The organism is Streptomyces sp. MI02-7b (assembly GCF_033793585.1).
Classification (GTDB): Bacteria; Actinomycetota; Actinomycetes; order Streptomycetales; family Streptomycetaceae; genus Actinacidiphila.
Window position 1 is genome coordinate 196,340 of sequence record NZ_JARAWX010000005.1, and the last position, 15,630, is coordinate 211,969.

14 protein-coding genes are annotated in these 15,630 nt (G+C 72.4%); 6 read left to right on the forward strand and 8 right to left on the reverse strand.

What is annotated here, in order from left to right; genetic code table 11:
* Nucleotides 1–444: 444 nt before the first annotated feature.
* Both PV364_RS41225 and PV364_RS09925 read left to right on the forward strand, forming a co-directional pair.
* Nucleotides 445–516 (forward strand): tryptorubin family RiPP precursor, encoded by a 72-nt coding sequence (locus PV364_RS41225; RefSeq protein WP_401976997.1) that lies wholly within the window; start codon nucleotides 445–447, stop codon nucleotides 514–516.
* Nucleotides 517–637: 121 nt separating this feature from the next.
* Nucleotides 638–1,690, forward strand: coding sequence for a cytochrome P450 (locus tag PV364_RS09925; RefSeq protein WP_319659413.1), 1,053 nt, complete (start codon nucleotides 638–640; stop codon nucleotides 1,688–1,690).
* Nucleotides 1,691–1,921: 231 nt separating this feature from the next.
* Here PV364_RS09925 and PV364_RS09930 read toward each other — a convergent pair whose 3' ends face one another.
* Nucleotides 1,922–2,419, reverse strand: a complete 498-nt coding sequence (locus tag PV364_RS09930) for a PaaI family thioesterase (RefSeq protein ID WP_319659414.1) — start codon at nucleotides 2,417–2,419, stop codon at nucleotides 1,922–1,924.
* Nucleotides 2,420–2,509: 90 nt separating this feature from the next.
* Between PV364_RS09930 and PV364_RS09935 the strand changes: the two genes are divergently transcribed.
* A complete protein-coding gene (locus PV364_RS09935) occupies nucleotides 2,510–2,977 on the forward strand; it encodes a helix-turn-helix domain-containing protein (protein WP_319659415.1) in 468 nt (155 codons plus the stop codon).
* Between the two features lie 60 nt (nucleotides 2,978–3,037).
* Here the strand turns inward: PV364_RS09935 and PV364_RS09940 are convergent, their stop codons facing one another.
* Nucleotides 3,038–3,349 carry a hypothetical protein gene (locus PV364_RS09940; RefSeq protein ID WP_319659416.1) on the reverse strand — a complete coding sequence of 104 codons (312 nt, stop codon included), beginning with the start codon at nucleotides 3,347–3,349 and terminating at the stop codon, nucleotides 3,038–3,040.
* Nucleotides 3,350–4,109: 760 nt separating this feature from the next.
* On the opposite strand from PV364_RS09940, the gene PV364_RS09945 reads away from it, so the two are divergent.
* Nucleotides 4,110–5,342, forward strand: coding sequence for an MFS transporter (locus tag PV364_RS09945; protein ID WP_319659417.1), 1,233 nt, complete (start codon nucleotides 4,110–4,112; stop codon nucleotides 5,340–5,342).
* Between the two features lie 51 nt (nucleotides 5,343–5,393).
* Here PV364_RS09945 and PV364_RS09950 read toward each other — a convergent pair whose 3' ends face one another.
* On the reverse strand, nucleotides 5,394–6,287 hold the full coding sequence (locus PV364_RS09950; protein WP_319659418.1) for a LysR family transcriptional regulator: 894 nt from the start codon (nucleotides 6,285–6,287) through the stop codon (nucleotides 5,394–5,396).
* A 118-nt stretch (nucleotides 6,288–6,405) separates the two neighbouring features.
* Entirely contained in the window at nucleotides 6,406–7,533 is a 1,128-nt protein-coding gene (locus PV364_RS09955; protein WP_319659419.1) for a PP2C family protein-serine/threonine phosphatase, read from the reverse strand.
* A 407-nt stretch (nucleotides 7,534–7,940) separates the two neighbouring features.
* Here PV364_RS09955 and PV364_RS09960 point away from each other — a divergent pair, with 407 nt between their 5' ends.
* Nucleotides 7,941–8,837: an alpha/beta hydrolase gene (locus tag PV364_RS09960; RefSeq protein WP_319659420.1), complete on the forward strand. Its 897-nt coding sequence runs from the start codon at nucleotides 7,941–7,943 to the stop codon at nucleotides 8,835–8,837.
* On the opposite strand, the gene PV364_RS09965 is transcribed toward PV364_RS09960, so the two are convergent.
* Genes PV364_RS09965 through PV364_RS09975 form a run of 3 tightly spaced genes read right to left on the reverse strand, consistent with a single transcriptional unit; the run spans nucleotide 8,764 to nucleotide 11,509 of the window.
* Nucleotides 8,764–9,651 (reverse strand): metal ABC transporter permease, encoded by an 888-nt coding sequence (locus PV364_RS09965; protein WP_319659421.1) that lies wholly within the window; start codon nucleotides 9,649–9,651, stop codon nucleotides 8,764–8,766. The two genes, PV364_RS09960 and PV364_RS09965, sit on opposite strands and share 74 nt — an antisense overlap.
* The gene (locus tag PV364_RS09970) at nucleotides 9,639–10,553 is read right to left on the reverse strand and encodes a metal ABC transporter ATP-binding protein (RefSeq protein ID WP_319659422.1); all 915 of its coding nucleotides are present in this window, start codon (nucleotides 10,551–10,553) and stop codon (nucleotides 9,639–9,641) included. Before PV364_RS09970 ends, PV364_RS09965 begins: the two co-directional genes overlap by 13 nt.
* Nucleotides 10,550–11,509, reverse strand: coding sequence for a metal ABC transporter solute-binding protein, Zn/Mn family (locus tag PV364_RS09975; protein ID WP_319659423.1), 960 nt, complete (start codon nucleotides 11,507–11,509; stop codon nucleotides 10,550–10,552). The genes PV364_RS09970 and PV364_RS09975 overlap by 4 nt, the downstream gene beginning before the upstream one ends.
* Nucleotides 11,510–11,685: 176 nt before the next feature.
* Between PV364_RS09975 and PV364_RS09980 the strand changes: the two genes are divergently transcribed.
* On the forward strand, nucleotides 11,686–12,525 hold the full coding sequence (locus tag PV364_RS09980; RefSeq protein ID WP_319659424.1) for a patatin-like phospholipase family protein: 840 nt from the start codon (nucleotides 11,686–11,688) through the stop codon (nucleotides 12,523–12,525).
* A gap of 67 nt (nucleotides 12,526–12,592) precedes the next feature.
* Here the strand turns inward: PV364_RS09980 and PV364_RS09985 are convergent, their stop codons facing one another.
* Nucleotides 12,593–15,484 carry a M4 family metallopeptidase gene (locus tag PV364_RS09985; protein ID WP_319659425.1) on the reverse strand — a complete coding sequence of 964 codons (2,892 nt, stop codon included), beginning with the start codon at nucleotides 15,482–15,484 and terminating at the stop codon, nucleotides 12,593–12,595.
* Nucleotides 15,485–15,630: the final 146 nt, after the last annotated feature.

Consider the following 15,630-nt stretch of genomic DNA (forward strand, 5'->3'; position numbering starts at 1 on the left):
CCCGGGAGTTGGAGGATCGGTGGCCGGCCAGTGGCGCGAAGGCGCACGCCGCGGAACGTGCGGAGATTAGAGGGCCGAAAGGCGCACGCACAAGACAACCTCACGAAACCGGCCGCTCAATGGCGGGATTGCACACGCCCGCTCACCCGACACCTGCCTTTTTTGGGAAATCCTTTTCCCACGGCATGTTTGTGCGAGATACCACCGATGAAGCGCGCGAAGCATGGCCGCTCCGGACAATCGGGGTGCACGCGACCCGAAACACAAGATGCCCCCAGCACCGAGTGATTTACGTCACATTGACATGAATCCTTCAGTCGGAGCACTTTTGAATGGCGCCAAGCGGAAGGCCCGGACCTGCCTCTTCACATTCGGCCCGGGCGCGCCGCAATTACCCGTCCAGCGAAATCCCCCTTTCCCGATGGGAGATGTGCCGTGAAGGTCATGCGCTCGATCACAAGGAAGTTCAAGGCCGAGAAGAGCCTGAAGTCGTACGCCTGGTACATCTGGTACTGAGCCGCGGCCCCTGGTCCGACGACAACCGCTGTTGAAGTCCCGCTGTGCCCGGCGCGCCCTGACGGCCGCCGGGCACGGCCGATTCGACGCGCCCCCCATTTCGCAGAGGGAGAATGCCGAAATGCGCCGCCCCCCTTCGGTCGCCACGGGTAATCGTCTCACCGTCTTCACCCCTCGCATCGACGCCCTTCTGCGCGAACACCGCGGCGCCGGCCTCTTCCGACTGGACCAGGACACGGTGGGAGTTGCCGATCCCGAACTGATCGACGCAATACTGCGCTGTCGGCCCGCCAACGCATTCGAGCGGCCGACATTCAAACCACTGCAGGGCCGCGTCATTTCACGTCCGGAATCATCGGCCGTCATGCGCGCCGTCTCCCGGGACGTCAAGAGCGCGCTGACCCGCCCTGTCGCAGAGGGCGTCGACCTGACCGGGGAGTGGCCGCACGTCGTCCACGCCCACCTGCGGGATCTGGTCTTCGGCGCCGATCCGCACCGGCTCAAGGCCATGGTGGACCGGCGCCTGGAGCTGACGCCCCGGCTCACCTGGTCCGTGATCGCGGCGGGCGCCGCGCTCCGCCTGCGCCCTCGGCCGGGCACGGGGGTGTCGCACCTCGGGGAGTTGCTGGTCGAGGCGGGCACCTACCAGGAGCGCCGGCACGCGATGGGCCTGTACCGGCGCGCGGCCGCGCCCGTGTGCTTCACCGTCGCCGCGCTCGTGACCGGTGCGCTCTGGCTCGGGGCGCCCTTCGACGACGACGTCCCGAATCGTCACATCATCCACGAAACGCTGCGATTGCTGCCCGTGTCTTGGAATCTGCTGCGCGTGGCCTCCCCGGAGTTCCACGCCCTGGACGACCGGATCGGGACCCACGACGACGTGCTCATGCTGCCGCTGCTCACCCACCGCGACCCGGCGCTGTGGGACGACCCCGACGCGTTCCGCCCCGAGCGCTGGAACGGCATCGACCCGGACGACCACCCCGGCTACCTGCCGTTCGGTCACGCCAACGAACGCTGCTGGGGGCGCCACATGGTGATGCCGCTGGCCGAACGGCTCCTCGACATCGCCCGGCGCGACCGCCTCACCGTCGACCCGCTCCAGGACTCCGCGCGTGTCCCGCTGCACGGGTTGCTCGGTGTCACCGGCGTCCGGGTGGTCCGTTGGGCCTGACACCTCCCGGGGCGTCGCTCTCGGACGTGTCTCGTGCAGCCCGGGTCAGCAGACGAACGCGGTGGCCGGCAGCGGAGGGCGCGTGCTCTGGCTCGACACCACCACCACAGCCTTCGACCTCGTCACCCGGGCCCGCCCGGCGGGCCGTTACCGTGACCCTGTCCTGACCGGGCGGGCCCCGCGGGGCCCGCGTGGCCCGCCCGGGCGTTGGCCTCCCGGGGCCGTGCAGCGCTAGCCGCGCGGCGGCAACGGGAAGAGCATGCAGCTGCTCGTCGCATGGGCGAGCAACCGGTCCTGGGCGTCGAACAGTTCGGCCTGGGCGAGGGCGGTACGGCGGCCCTGGTTGAGGACACTGCCGACGGCGCGCACCTTGCCGGTGTCCACGTTCATCGGACGCAGGAACTTCAGGCTCAGGTCGAGCGAGGTGTAACCCATGCCCGCGGGCAGGACGGACTGCACGGCGCAGCCGGCGGCCGAGTCGAGGAGCGTGGCGTAGACACCGCCGTGGACGCTGCCGATCGGGTTGTAGTGCTCCTCCCCCGGTTCCATGGTGAAGACGGCACCGCCGAACTCGACCTGCTCCAGCGTGAATCCGAGCGTCGCGGCGATGGGCGGGGCGGGCAGGCGTCCGGCCACGATGTCGTGGAGGAAGTCCAGTCCGCTGCGCTGCCCGACGGCGGCCGCGGAGACGCTCGGGTCCTTCCACTCGAACGTACGTGACCGGGTCATTGCCGCCCTCTCTCCAGCTGACTTCGCCATCCGAAGTTAGAGGGTCGCACATCTGGCTGTCAATGGCGAAGCCAGCCTACGATGGCCGGCATGACCTGGCTGGAGACCAGCACCGAGAACTGCACGGTGCAACGCACCCTCGATCTGATCGGCGAGAAATGGTCGCTGCTGGTGCTGCGCGAGGCGATGAACGGCGTACGCCGCTTCGACGACTTCCGCCGGCACATGGGACTGTCCGAGGCGGTGCTCGCCGACCGGCTGCGCAAGCTCGTCGCCGCCGGGCTCCTCGACACGGTCCCGTACCGCGAGCCGGGCAGCCGCACCCGGCACGAGTACCGGCTGACCCGAAAGGGCTGGGACCTGTGGCCCGCGATGATCGCCCTCAAGCAGTGGGGCGACCGCTACACCGCGGATCCCGACGGACCGCCCCTGGAGGTCCTGCACCGCGAATGCGGCGCACCGGTGGAGACCGTCGTGGTCTGCACGGACGGTGACGGACCACTGACACCCCGTCAGGCCGTCACGCGCCCCGGGGCGTCGGCCCGAGCCGCCGGCTGAGACGGGGCAGCCCGTGCCCGGACCTGGAGGTCCGGGCACGGGCCGGGTGCTGCTCAGCGATCACCGGAAGCCGTAGCCACCGAAGCCGCCGAAGCCGCCGTAACCCCCGTAGCCTCCGAAGCCGTAGCCACCGAAGCCGCCATAGCCTCCGTAGCCACCGAAGCCGCGGTAACCGCCGTAGCCGCCCCAGCCGCGGCCCCAGCCGCCACCCCATCCGCCGCCCCATCCGCCGCCACCGAAGTGGGCGGACGTCACGGAGGCGTGGGTGACCTGCGGGGTGGCGGCGTTGGCGGCGCCGGCGCCGGCGAGTGCGAGAAGCGGTGCCGCCAGGGCGGCCGCGGCGACTCGACGAGCAGTGATGTTCGCGCGCATTGGATTCCCCTTCGAGACGGGAACGTCGGATCGCGGTCCGCGTGGGGCGACCGCTGTCGCACCGGCCGTACGTGGTGACCGGTACGACGTGGGCGCCTCGTCCGAAGACGTGGTCCCGCCGTTACAGACGTGACCAATGTGGCCAAAGCCACGAAAAACGCCCAGATATGACCGTGACACGAGGGGGTCGCGGAGTCAAAAGATAGGCAGGTGGGGGCAAAGTGCGGCCCGGAGACCAGGGATGTCGCCACATTTCCCACTCTCCGTAGTCAGTTGATTACTGAGCGTGCATCCAGGGAGCCCGCGCACCCGTCCCGTCCGTCGCACTCCGGGACTCCCACACCCACCCACGCGCCAAGTCCTTTGCCTGTCAGGGGGGTTGCCCTCCGCCCTCGCCGCCCGGCCGACCGGGCGTCGTCGCGCACGCCGGCACCGGGACCACCGAACTCGCCGCGGAGCCTCACGGATCGTCGCACAGCCGTCACTCTGCGTGTCGTGGCGATGGCCGCGATTCCGCGCAGAAGCGGGCCGCGACCTCCCCCGACGCCCTGACCCCGGGGCCCGGCGGACGGAGCCCAACCCACGGTCATCCCTGATGGAGATAACTGACATCATCATTCATCTCCGAGACATGGGAAGCGTCCGCGCCTCCCCGACGCTGGACCACCTGGAAGGGCGGCAGCGTCGAACGGTCCCGCCCGGACGGGAGCCCCATCCGAACCGCACGAAGCGGTTCCGCACCCGAGGAGAGACAGCGTCCGTGTTCGCAACATCCGCTCAGAAGGCCACGCGCCAGTCCGCGCCCGGCAAGGAGGCACCCGGCGTTCCGGGCTGGCTGGTCGCGCTCCTCGCCGTCGCCACCGGCATGACGGTCGCCAACCTCTACTACGCCCAGCCGCTGCTCTCCTCGCTGAGCCGGGTCTTCCACCTCAGTACGACCGCCGCCGGTGCGCTGATCACCGTCACACAGGTCGGTTACGTGATCGGCATGCTCTTCCTGGTGCCGCTGGGCGACCGGCTGGAGAAGCGCCGGCTCATCACCGTGCTGCTGGCCGTCACCACCGTGGCCCTGGCCGTGGCCGGTGTGGCCACGACTTTCCCCGTACTGCTGATCGCGTCCCTGGTGAGCGGTGCCACCTCCGTGGTCGCGCAGATCCTCGTCCCGTTCGCCGCGAGCCTGGCCCCCGACCACGCGCGGGGCCGGGTCGTCGGCCGCGTCATGAGCGGGCTGCTCACCGGCATCCTTCTGTCGCGCACCCTCAGCAGCCTGGTCTCCGACGTCGCCGGCTGGCGCTACGTCTACCTGGGCTCGGCCGTGCTGATGGCGCTGCTCGCCGTGGCCCTGCGCGTGGCCCTGCCGCAGCACGCCCCGACGATCTCCATGCCGTACGGCCAGGTCCTGCGGTCGACGGTGCGGCTGGTCCGCACGCACCCCGCGCTGCGGCGCCGGGGTCTGTACCAGGCGGCGATGTTCGGTGGGTTCAGCGCCTTCTGGACCACCGTCTCCTTCGTGCTGACCGGGCCCCGCTTCCACTACTCCCCCATCGGCGTCGCCCTCTTCGCGCTCGTCGGGGCCGCCGGTGCCGCCGTGGCCCCGCTGGCCGGGCACTGGGCCGACCGCAAGCTGGTGCGCCCCATGACGGCGGCCGCGTTCGGCACGGCCGCGGTGGGCTTCGCCGTGGCGGGCTTCGGCGGGCACCACATCGTCCTGCTCGCCCTGGCCGCGGTCCTGATCGACATGGCCGTGCAGACCACGATGATCCTGGGCCAGCACACCGTCTACCAGCTGGACCCCGACGCGCGGGCCCGGCTCAACAGCGCCTTCATCGCCATCTTCTTCACCGGCGGCGCCCTGGGGTCCCAGCTCGGCTCCCTCGCCTACCACGCCGCCGGCTGGACGGCGGTGAGCGCCCTGGGTGCCCTCCTGCCGCTCCTCGCCCTGGCCTACTGGGTCACCGAGCTCCGGCAGCCGCGGCCGCTCACCGCGAACTGAAGAACCGGACGCGACGCGCCCCCACCGGACACCGGCGGGGGCGCGCCCCCGTCATGCCGGCTCCGCGGTCTCCGCCACCGCGAGGGGCGTGATGTGGCGCAGCAGGGCCTCCACGGCCGGGGTCGGCTCGCCCTGCGGCCGCACCACCATCACCTTCCAGGCCGGTACGTGATGGGTGAACCGTCGCAGCGCCAGGCCGGGGAAGCGGGCCGCGATCGACGCGGGCATGATGCTGACGCCCAGGTCGTGGCGGACCAGCTCGGAGGCGGCGACGATGTCGTTCACCTCGTACGCGGTGCCGCGTTCCACGCCGGCGGCGCGGAACGAGCGGTCGACGGCGTAGCGGACCGCCCACCCCGGCGAGAAGTCGACGAAGGGCAGCCGGGAGACCTCGGCGTGCGACACCACGTCGGTCTCGGCGAAGACGCGCTCGGGCGAGGCGACGAGCAGCATCTCCTCACGCAGCAGCAGGCGGGTCACCAGGCCCCGCTGCTGCTGGCGGGCGAGCGCGACGACCGCCAGGTCGACGGTCCCTTCCCGCAGGGCCTGCCGGATGTCGGCCACGGCCGCCTGCCGCAGGCGGACGCTGACGCCGGGATGGTCCCTGCGGAGGCTGGCGAGGGCATGGTGCAGTTCGGCCCAGACCCCCTGCATGGTGCCGACGGTGACCAGGCCCCGCAGTTCGCCCCGTACCGCGTCGACCGCCGCCCGTGCGTCGGCCGCCGCGCGCAGCGCCGTCCGCGCCGCGGGCAGGAAGGCCTCACCGGCCGGTGTGAGCGACACGCGGTGCGTCGTGCGGTCGAAGAGCGGGCTGCCGAGCTCCTTCTCCAGGGCGCGCACCGTGCTGGACACGGCGGACTGCACCACGTGCAGACGCCGTGCCGCCGCGGTGAAACCGCCCTCCTCGGCCACGGCGACGGCGACCTCCATCTGCCGCAGATCCATGCGCGCCCACCACCGTCCTCGCGTGTCCCGGGCCCTTGCGGGCCGGCTCTTCCAGGAGACGGCCCGTACCCGTGATCATCGCATCCGCCGTCCGCGCCTCGGGTGCGGGCGCGGAGGTTCACGCGGAGGGTTCGCGGGCCGGCACGCCGTTGCACTGGACGGCGACGGCCGCGATGTCGTCGCCGAGCCGGCCCCCTCCGTAGCGGAGCAGTTCCTGGTGGAGCCGGTCCAGCAGCTCGCGGGGCTCTCTGCGGCCCTGGCCGCGGATCCAGTCCGCGAGCGGGAAGAAGGCGCCGGTGCGGTCCCGGGTCTCGGTCACGCCGTCGGTGTAGAGCAGCAGCTGATCGCCCGGGGCGAAGGCGAAGGTGTCGATCCAGTAGCGGTCCCCGATGAGCCGCGCGAGGTTCAGCGGCGGCGAGGGCATCGTGGGCTCCAGCACCCGGATCTCCCCGCGGTGGATCAGCAGCGGCGGCGGATGCCCACAGTTCAGGATCCGGACCTGGCCGCTGCCGTGCGGGATCTCGGCGAGGACGGCGGTGGCGAAGCGCTCCGGCAGGTCGGGCCCCGGGAAGGTGGCGCTGTGCCGGGCGATGCTGGTCTCCAGGCGCGGGGGGATGCCCCGCAGGTCCGGCTCGTCGTGGGCGCTCTCCCGGAAGCAGGCGGTCACGGCGGCTGCCGCGCCCACCGCGGACAGGCCCTTGCCGCGCACGTCGCCGATGAGCAGCCGGACGCCGTGCGGGGTGTCGGCCGCCTCGTAGAAGTCGCCGCCGATCCGCGCCTGCTCCTGCGAGGCGAGGTACAGCGACTCGATCTCGACGCACTGCATACGGTGCGGCAGGGGACGGAGGAGCACCTGCTGGGCCGCGTCGGCGACGAGCCGCACCTGGAAGAGCGCCTCCTCCCGCTGGAGCCGGACGTGGCTGGCGTAGGCGGCCGCCAGGGTCACGGCGACGATCGCGGCACCCGTGTAGGGGGTCCCCAGGTCCGGGTAGACCATGCCGAGGCCGATCATGACCAGGAGGCAGCACACGCCCAGCAGGATCGTGGGGATCACCGGCCACATCGCGGCCGCGAGCGCGGGCGCGGTGGGAAGGAGCCGGCTGAAGGCGATCTCCCGTGGGGTGGCGAACGCCAGGACCGCGATCAGGACCGTCAGGAGCACCGGCGGCAGCAGGGCGGCCCGCCACCGGCCGATGTGGCGGAAGCGATGGCCCCGTAACTGCCTGCGCGCGATCACGAAACGCATCATATCGGCATAAATAGGACAGCAGCAGTCCCTCGGTCCGGGATGGGCGGCCGCCGGGGACGCGTACGGTCGCTCAGGCAGCGGGACGGCTCACCCCGCGGACGCGCGCCGTGAACGGCCGCGGGAACCGCGCCGGCGGAGCTGACCGGTGATCACGGTGCCTGCGTACGGCGCACCTTGGTCCGGTCGCCTTCCCTCTCCGCCCTGACGTGGGTACTCATCGTTCCGGACCGCTTCCGCCGGACGTCGCCACTCACCGTGGACCGGTCCCGCGGGCGGTCGCTCTGCCGGCGCGGTGGCCCGCGCCCGCGCCGCGACCCAAGGCGCACCGGCCGGCACGCGCCCCGGCGGTGCTCCGAGGACCTGCCCGTGCGAGCGGGAGAAAGGCGGCCGCATAGGCTTCGCGGGTGTCCGACGAAACATCGCTCTCCGTCTTCGCCCTGCCGCACGGGGCCCGCCGTACGACGCTGCCGACCCGGCGCGGCGCATTCGCCGCCCTGGAGGCCGCTCCCGAGAACCCGGCCCGGGGCACGGTCCTGCTGCTGCCCGGCTACACCGGCAGCAAGGACGAGTTCATACCCCTGCTGGGCGCCATGGTCGACGCCGGCTACCGCGCGGTCGCCGTCGACGGCCGCGGCCAGGACGGGACGAAGGGCCCGGACCAGGAGGCCGCCTACGCGCAGGAGGCCCTGGTGGCCGACGTGCTGGCCCAGGCGGAGGCCCTGGCCACACCCGTGCACCTGCTCGGCCACTCGATGGGCGGACAGGTCGCCCGCGCGGCCGTCCTCACCGACCGGCGTCCGTTCCTGTCCCTCACCCTGATGTCGTCCGGGCCCGCGGAGGTCGGCGAGGAGCGCGGCCTGCTGCTGAAGCTGCTCCTGGACGCCCTGGTCACCATGACGATGCAGCAGATCTGGGACGTCATGCAGCAGCTCAAGCCGGCCGCCGCGACGCCGGCCGACACCGAGCTCCTGCGGCAGCGCTGGCTGCGCAACAGCCCGGTGCAACTGCGGGTCGCCGGTGCCCGGCTCCTGGAGGAGCCCGACCGGACGGACGAGCTGGCCGCCGTCACGGCGCTGCCGCTGCACGTCCTGTACGGCGACCGGGACGACGCCTGGGCACCGGACCTCCTCGCGGACATGGCCCGCCGGCTCGGCGCCCACCGGACCGTCGTGGCGGACGCGGAGCACTCGCCCAACCTCCAGCAGCCGGCCGCCACGGCCGCCGCCCTCACGCGGTTCTGGGACGGGCTGCCCGCCACGGGCGCCGACGGCCCGCCAGACGGCAGCACGCGTAGATCGTGAACGAGATCGTCGTCACGTAGGGGCTGATGGGGATGGTGCTGCCCAGCGCGAGGAGGATGCCGCCCTCGATCGAGAGGATCGCGAATCCCGCGCTCAGCGCCGCCAGCAGCACCGGTGAGGCGGTCACACGGGCCGCGGCGGCCGCGGGGGTGACGACGAGGGTGAGGACCAGCAGCGCCCCGATGATCTGCACCGACAGCGCGACGGCCGCCCCGAGCGCGAGCATGAAGGCGAAGGACAGCCCCTTCAGTGGCACGCCGCGTGCCGCCGCGACCTCGGGGTCCGCGCTGGCGAACGTCAGCGGCCGCCACATGATCGCCAGAACGAGGAGGACGAGCGCGGACGTGCCGATCAGCCAGGTCGTCTGAGGGGTGTCGACGGCCACGATCTGCCCGGTGAGCAGGCCGAACTTGTTGGCGGCGCGACCCTTGTAGAGCGCGAGGAAGAGCACTCCCAGGCCGAGCCCGAACGGCATGATGATGCCGATCGCCGAGTTGCGCTCACGGGCCCGCGCGCCGAGCAGTCCGATCGCCCCGGCCGCCACCAGGGAGCCGACGATGGAGCCCGCCACCACGTTCACCCCGAGCAGCAGGGCGCCCGAGGCCCCGGCGAAGGACAGCTCGCTGATCCCGTGCACGGCGAACGGCAGGTCCCGCATGATGACGAAGACCCCCACCAGACCGCCGACCAGGCCGATCACGGCCCCGGCGATCAGCGAGTTGCGGACCAGGGGCAGGAGTTCGCCGTAGTGGTCGAAGACGAAGACCTGCTGCCACAACCCGTCGGCGAGCGTCGTACCCGTCATGTCTGCCATGTCCGTCCTGCCTGTCCTGTCTGCCGGGCCCGCGTCTCTTCCGGCGGTTCGGCGTGGTGGGGAGGGCCGGCCGCCTCGTCGGGCGCGCCGACGACCGTGACGCGGCCGCCGACGCGGACGACGTCGACCCGGGTCCCGTACAACCGGGACAGCGAGTCCGAGGTCAGCACCTCGTCCGGGGGCCCGGTGCGGTGGCCGCCGCGGGCGAGGTAGAGGACGCGGTCGGCGGCGCCCAGCACCGGGTTGATCTCGTGGGTCACGAACACCACGGCGGTGCCGTGCGAACGGCGCCGGGCGTCGACGAGCCCGGTCACCGCCCGCTGGTGGTGCAGGTCCAGGGAGAGCAGGGGCTCGTCGCACAGCAGGATCCGCGGATCGCCGGCGAGCGCCTGCGCGACCCTTACGCGCTGCCGCTCGCCGCCCGACAGCAGCCCGACCGGTTCGTCCGCGTACGCCTCCGCCCCGACCGAGCGCAGCACCTCGTCGACACGGCGGCGGACCGCGCGGCCGGACCGGCGCGGCCCGAAGACGTGGCCGTCGATGCCGAGCCGCACCAGGTCCCGGGCCCGCAGCATGGTCTGCGCGGACAGCGCGGCCTGCTGCGGGATGTGGCCGATGTGCCGGCTGCCGCTGCGCGGGGGCTCACCCAGGACGGTCAACGTCCCCGCGGACAGCGGCCGGTGACCCAGCAGAGCCCGCACCAGACTGGTCTTGCCTGCCCCGTTGGGACCGAGTACGGCCAGGAACTCACCGGGGTGCACGTCGAGGTCCAGCCCCTCCCACAGGACACGCGAGCCGTAGGCCAGTGCGCCACCGCGCAGGCTGATCACCGGTGCCGTGCCGCTGCCGGGGGAACCGCCCTGGCGGGCCGGGGGGATGCGGGGCGCGGCGGGGTCGCTCATGCGCCCAGCGCGCCGGCGAGGGCATCGACGTTGGCGGTCATCCAGCCGAGGTAGTCCTTGCCCTGCGGGAGCGTCTCGGTGACGGGGACGACGGGAACACCGGCCGCCTCGGCCGCCTTCTTGACCTTCTCGGTCTGCGGGCCGGAGGTCTGCTCGTTGTAGACCAGCGCCTTCACCTTCTTCCCGGTGAACAGGGCCAGCGTCTCCTGGAGGGTCCGCGGGGAGACGTCGTCGCCCTCCTCGACGGCCTCGCTGAAATCCGGGGGTGTCGCGTTGCGCAGGCCGCTCGCCTCGATCAGGTAGAGCGGCACGGGCTCGGTGATGGCCACCGCCTCGCCGCCGTGCGCGGCCTTGATGCCGGCCTCCTTCGCCGTCAACGGCTGCAACTTCGCCTTGAAGGCGGCGGCGTTGGCCGTGTAGCCGCTCGCGCCCGCCGGGTCGGCCGCGGCGAGCGCGCCGGCTATCTCGTCGGCGAGTCCGGCGACCGAGGGGAAGTCGTACCAGACGTGCTCGTTGAGCTCGCCGCCGGGCGGCGCGGTCTTCCCCGACACCTTCACCGCGTTGATCACGCGGGCGGAATCGTTGCCGGCGCTGCGCAGCATGCGGTCCACGAAGTCGTCGTAGCCGCCGCCGTTCTCGATCACGACCTTGGCCTTCGACAGGGCCAACTGGTTCTGCGTGCCCGCCTCGTAGGAGTGCGGGTCCTGGTCGGGGCTTTCGATGATCGAGGTGACGTCGACCCGCCCGGCACCTATGCGGCGGGCGATGTCCCCGTAGACGTTCGTGGAGGCGACGACAGGCACGTGTGCGGACGGGGACGGGGACGAGGCCGAGGCCGAGGCCGAGGACGGGACCGTCTGCGACGAGGCGCCCGAGGTGGTGCCGCATCCGGCGGCAAGGGCCGCGAGGCAGAGCCCGGCGCCCAGGGCCAGGGGCCGGGACGGGGACATGGGCATGGGCATGGATTCCTCCGGGGAGTTCGTGGTGGGCTCTGCCGAGGACTATACACAAACGGTTATCGTTTTCAATAAGTCCTTCGAGCCGTCCCGCGTCCCTGTCGGCACCGCCGCGGGCCAGGGGTGGAGGATGTTCCAGGGTCCCCGGACACCGGGGCACGACGAGAGGGCGGGACATGACCGAGGCACTGGTACTCGGCGGAGGTGGCGTCGCCGGAATCGCATGGCTCACCGGGCTGCTGACCGGACTCGCGGACGCGGGCCGGGACGTCACCGGGGCCGATGTGCTCGTGGGCACCTCGGCGGGTTCCACCGTCGCGGCCCAACTGGGCAGCGGACTGCCCCTGGAGGAGCTGTACGCCCGGCAGACCGAGCCGGCACTGCAGGCCGCGGAGATCATGGTCGACGTGGACCTGGGGACCCTCGGCGAGCGGATCGGCGGTGCGCTGCGGGGTGCCACCGGCATCGTGGACATGCGCCGCGCGGCGGGAAGGTTCGCGCTGGGCACCGAGACGGTGGCGGAGGACGTCCGGCGTGCGGTCGTCGCGTCACGCCTCCCGTCGCACGTGTGGCCCCGCCGCGCCCTCAAGATCGTCGCCGTGGAGGCCGCGACCGGGGAGCCGCGGGTCTTCGACAGCGGCTCCGGTGTGAGCCTGGTCGACGCCGTCACGGCGAGCTGCGCCGTGCCGGGCGTCTGGCCGCCCGCCACGATCGGCGGGCGCCGCTACATCGACGGCGGCGTGCGCTCCACCGTCAACGCCGACTACGCGCAGGGCGCCTCCCGGGTCCTGGTGCTGGCGCCCATGGGGAGCACCGACCTGTTCCCCACCGAAGTACCCCTGGAGCAGGCAGTCGGTGAACTGCGCGCCGACGGTGCGGAGGTCGCGGTCGTCGAGCCGGACGAGGCGTCGCTCGCCGCGATCGGCACCAACTCGCTCGACCCGTCCACGCGCCGGCCCGCCGCCGAGGCGGGACGCGCGCAGGGACACGCACTGCGGCTCCCGTGGAGCCGCTGACGGGTCATGGCAGTGGGCCCCCGCCGCGACACGTCGCGACGGGGGCCCACTGGTGCGGCGGTGACGGTCAGGAGCAGGTGCCCGCCGGGCGGTTGCGGGTCACCAGGTCGGTGTCGGTGGTCGTGGTGTCCAGCCACAGGACGCGCCTGCCGGTGTCGGCCGCCGCGTTGGCCTGCTGGCCGTGGCTGCAGGAGACCCGGCCGAGCGGGGCGCCCTGCGGGGTGAACTGGTAGAGCTTGGCCAGGGAGTCGTTGTAGTCGTCGAAGACCTGGGTCCAGGACGAGTAGACCGTGAGGGTGACCGCGGTGTCCGAGGCGGTCAGGCCGTAGGCCCGGACCGGGTGCGCGCTCTTCTCCGGTATCAGGTCCGTGACATGGGAGCCGTCGAGGTCGGCACGGCGCAGCGTGGTCAGGTCGTCGTCGGTGTAGTCGGTGTCGATGAGCCAGTACACCCCGGAAGCCGTGATGACCGGGGCGCTGATCCACTCCGGCTGCGAGGGCGCGCCCAGGCTCGTGGTGGTGCCGGTCGCGATGTCGTAGACCTCGACGGCGACACCGTAGACGCCGTCGAACATGCCGTCCTGGAGGTACGCGATGCGCCCGCCGCGCACCGCCGGCTCGACGGCCTGGTTGTAGTCGTGACTGAGCGGGACCCGCTGCGGAGTGGTGGCGCCGCCCTTGAGGTAGAAGACCCGCTGGAGCCCGGTCGACTCGTCGCGGTAGGACCAGGCCACCGTGTCACCGTCGACGCTCAGCCCGCTGATCTCGGACGTGGTGCTGAACAGCGTCTTCGGCCGGCCGCCGGTGACCGGCGCGGCCAGGATGTCGTAGGTGTGCGCGTAGGGGTCGTCCGGGGAGACGTCCCCGACGGCCACCCAGACCACGCGCTTGCCGTCGGTGACGGGGCTGAGGTGGGTGCGGCCGTCGTCCGGCGAGACCTGCCGGGGCTTGCCGGCGCCGTCGGTGCGGCCCACCCATATCGCGTACGGGGCCGTGCTGTCGGCGCTGGACTTGGGCGCCGCCCACCAGCCGTTGCCCGCGCTGGGGTTGTTGCCGCTGCCGACGTACGACATCAGGGTGCCGACCCGGCCCATGAGGACGTCGCTGTCGAGGCCGAGGGACTTCTCCCAGCCGGGGACGATGCCATGGGCGTCGAACGCGCCCTTGACGACCGCCAGTTGACTGCCCTTGACGCCGAGCGACCGCGCCGCGGCGAGCACCGCGTCCCGGCCCTCGTCGAAGCCGTCGAGCGGGGCGATGTACGAGGTCAGCGCGCGGTAGACGATGCGGTCGGCGAGCGCGCCGCCGAGGCGCTCACGGATGTCCCACAGGGCACCGCTGAAGATGGTGGAGTTCATGTGGACTCCACCGTTGTCGTACGAGGAGCCGAGCGGCAGGCCGACGAACTTGGCAGTGGAGGCGCCGTCGTTGAGGTCGCGGAACGCGCACTGCCGCGGCGTGCGGGTGCGGCAGAGGTCGCCGCCGATGAGGCCCGCGTCGGGGTCGGTCATCGGGGTGTGGTTGACGGTGACGTCGATGGTGTTGCCGAAGTAGTCGGCGATCGCCTCGTTCATCGCGCCGGACTGGCCCGCGTAGACCAGGTCGGCGGTGTGCTCGACCACGCCGTGGGTCATCTCGTGGCCGACCACGTCGAGATCGGAGGCGAGCGAGCGGTACTCGTCGTCACCCGTGCCGTAGACCATCTTGGTGTGGTCCCAGAAGGCGTTGACGAACGGGGAGCCGAAGTCCGTCACGCCCACCAGGGAGTTGATGGTCATGCCCTTGCCGTCGAGGCTGTCGCGCTTGAAGGTGTCGCGGTAGAAGTCGTACACCTGGCCCGCGGCCCAGTGCGCGTCCACCGCGCCGGTCTCGGTGAGCTCGGGGCCCACCTTCGGCGTGGGCGAGGCGAACGGGACGATGCCCTCGGGCCAGGCGCCGGAGACGTCCTGGTACCAGACGCTGGAGGCGTCCCAGGTCTGGATCACGCCGTGCTGCTTGCTGTCCGCCATGTGCGCGGTGTCGCGCAGCAGGTACGCGCCGGTGCCGGTGTCCTTGGTCAGGTACAGCGGCACGGTGCCGCCGTTCAGGAGGGTGCCGCTGCCGGTGACGCTCCCCGAACCGGCGCCGGGCGCGGCCGGCTTGCCGGGCCTCATCGAGGTGCCCTCGGTGTGGACGGCGGCGGCCGGGGTCGGCGCCGCGAAGGTGGGAAGGCCGCCGGACTCGAAGAGCGTGACGCCAGTGGCGGCGTCGACGTAGACCTCCTGCACGAGCGGCATGCGGGTGGCGGGGTCGGTGCCGCGGACGGTGACGTGCCGGGCGAGCACGCCCTTGCCGACCGGCAGGACGGTCAGGCCCCGGTCGGTGCCGGACAGGTCGTCCGCGGCGGTCCTGGCGTGGGCCGGGCGGTATCCGCCGCGGGCGAGTCCGGACCGGATCTCCTGCACGGCGCGCCGGACGGCGGTGGCCGCCGGGAGGGCGGGCCGTGCGGTGTCGACGTCCAGGGCGGTGAAGTAGGCACCGGAGGTGCCGGTCACGGTCCGCTTCCCGTCGCGGTGCGCCATGCGCACCACGTACTGCGCGCCGAGCACCGGCACGCCCCGGTACCTCTGGCCCAGCCGCACGGTCTCCGAACCGTCGGCCTCCGTCGTCACCGAGTCCGTGACCAGGTCCCGGTCCGGCGCGGGAATCCGGTACCGCTCCCGGTGACCGGCCAGATGCGAACGAGCCGCCTCCGCGGCCGGCGCCGACGCGTCCACCGCGTCGTCAAGCCCCTCCACCAGAGCGGGAGTCGCCGTATCGGGAGTCGGCTCCGCACCGGCCGGCGCGGCCGGCTCCGCTTCCGCGGCGTGTACGGGGGACGTCAGGCCGGCGACACCCAGCGCCGTGGTGACGGCGAGCAGGGCGGCCAGGCCGGCGCGGCCGGGTCTGTGAACGGGCCGGCGCCGTGTACGAGATGACATGGACAACGTGCCTCCGACGGCCCGGTACGACCCCGGGCCCGGTAGTGGGACTTCAGATGCTCGGCGCACCATCGCGCCCGCGGCTCGTCCCGACCCTCGCCGTCCCGCGCGCGCATGACAAGAGAAGATCCCGTAGGAGTACGCGC

Coding starts and splice junctions, on each gene's coding strand:
- PV364_RS09970 (WP_319659422.1), bottom strand. CDS start 10,553: ATGAGCGACCCCGCCGCGCCCCGCATCCCCCCGGCCCGCCAGGGCGGT.
- PV364_RS09980 (WP_319659424.1), top strand. CDS start 11,686: ATGACCGAGGCACTGGTACTCGGCGGAGGTGGCGTCGCCGGAATCGCA.
- PV364_RS09965 (WP_319659421.1), bottom strand. CDS start 9,651: ATGGCAGACATGACGGGTACGACGCTCGCCGACGGGTTGTGGCAGCAG.
- PV364_RS09930 (WP_319659414.1), bottom strand. CDS start 2,419: ATGACCCGGTCACGTACGTTCGAGTGGAAGGACCCGAGCGTCTCCGCG.
- PV364_RS09950 (WP_319659418.1), bottom strand. CDS start 6,287: ATGGATCTGCGGCAGATGGAGGTCGCCGTCGCCGTGGCCGAGGAGGGC.
- PV364_RS09940 (WP_319659416.1), bottom strand. CDS start 3,349: ATGCGCGCGAACATCACTGCTCGTCGAGTCGCCGCGGCCGCCCTGGCG.
- PV364_RS09925 (WP_319659413.1), top strand. CDS start 638: ATGCGCCGCCCCCCTTCGGTCGCCACGGGTAATCGTCTCACCGTCTTC.
- PV364_RS09935 (WP_319659415.1), top strand. CDS start 2,510: ATGACCTGGCTGGAGACCAGCACCGAGAACTGCACGGTGCAACGCACC.
- PV364_RS09975 (WP_319659423.1), bottom strand. CDS start 11,509: ATGCCCATGTCCCCGTCCCGGCCCCTGGCCCTGGGCGCCGGGCTCTGC.
- PV364_RS09985 (WP_319659425.1), bottom strand. CDS start 15,484: ATGTCATCTCGTACACGGCGCCGGCCCGTTCACAGACCCGGCCGCGCC.
- PV364_RS09955 (WP_319659419.1), bottom strand. CDS start 7,533: ATGCGTTTCGTGATCGCGCGCAGGCAGTTACGGGGCCATCGCTTCCGC.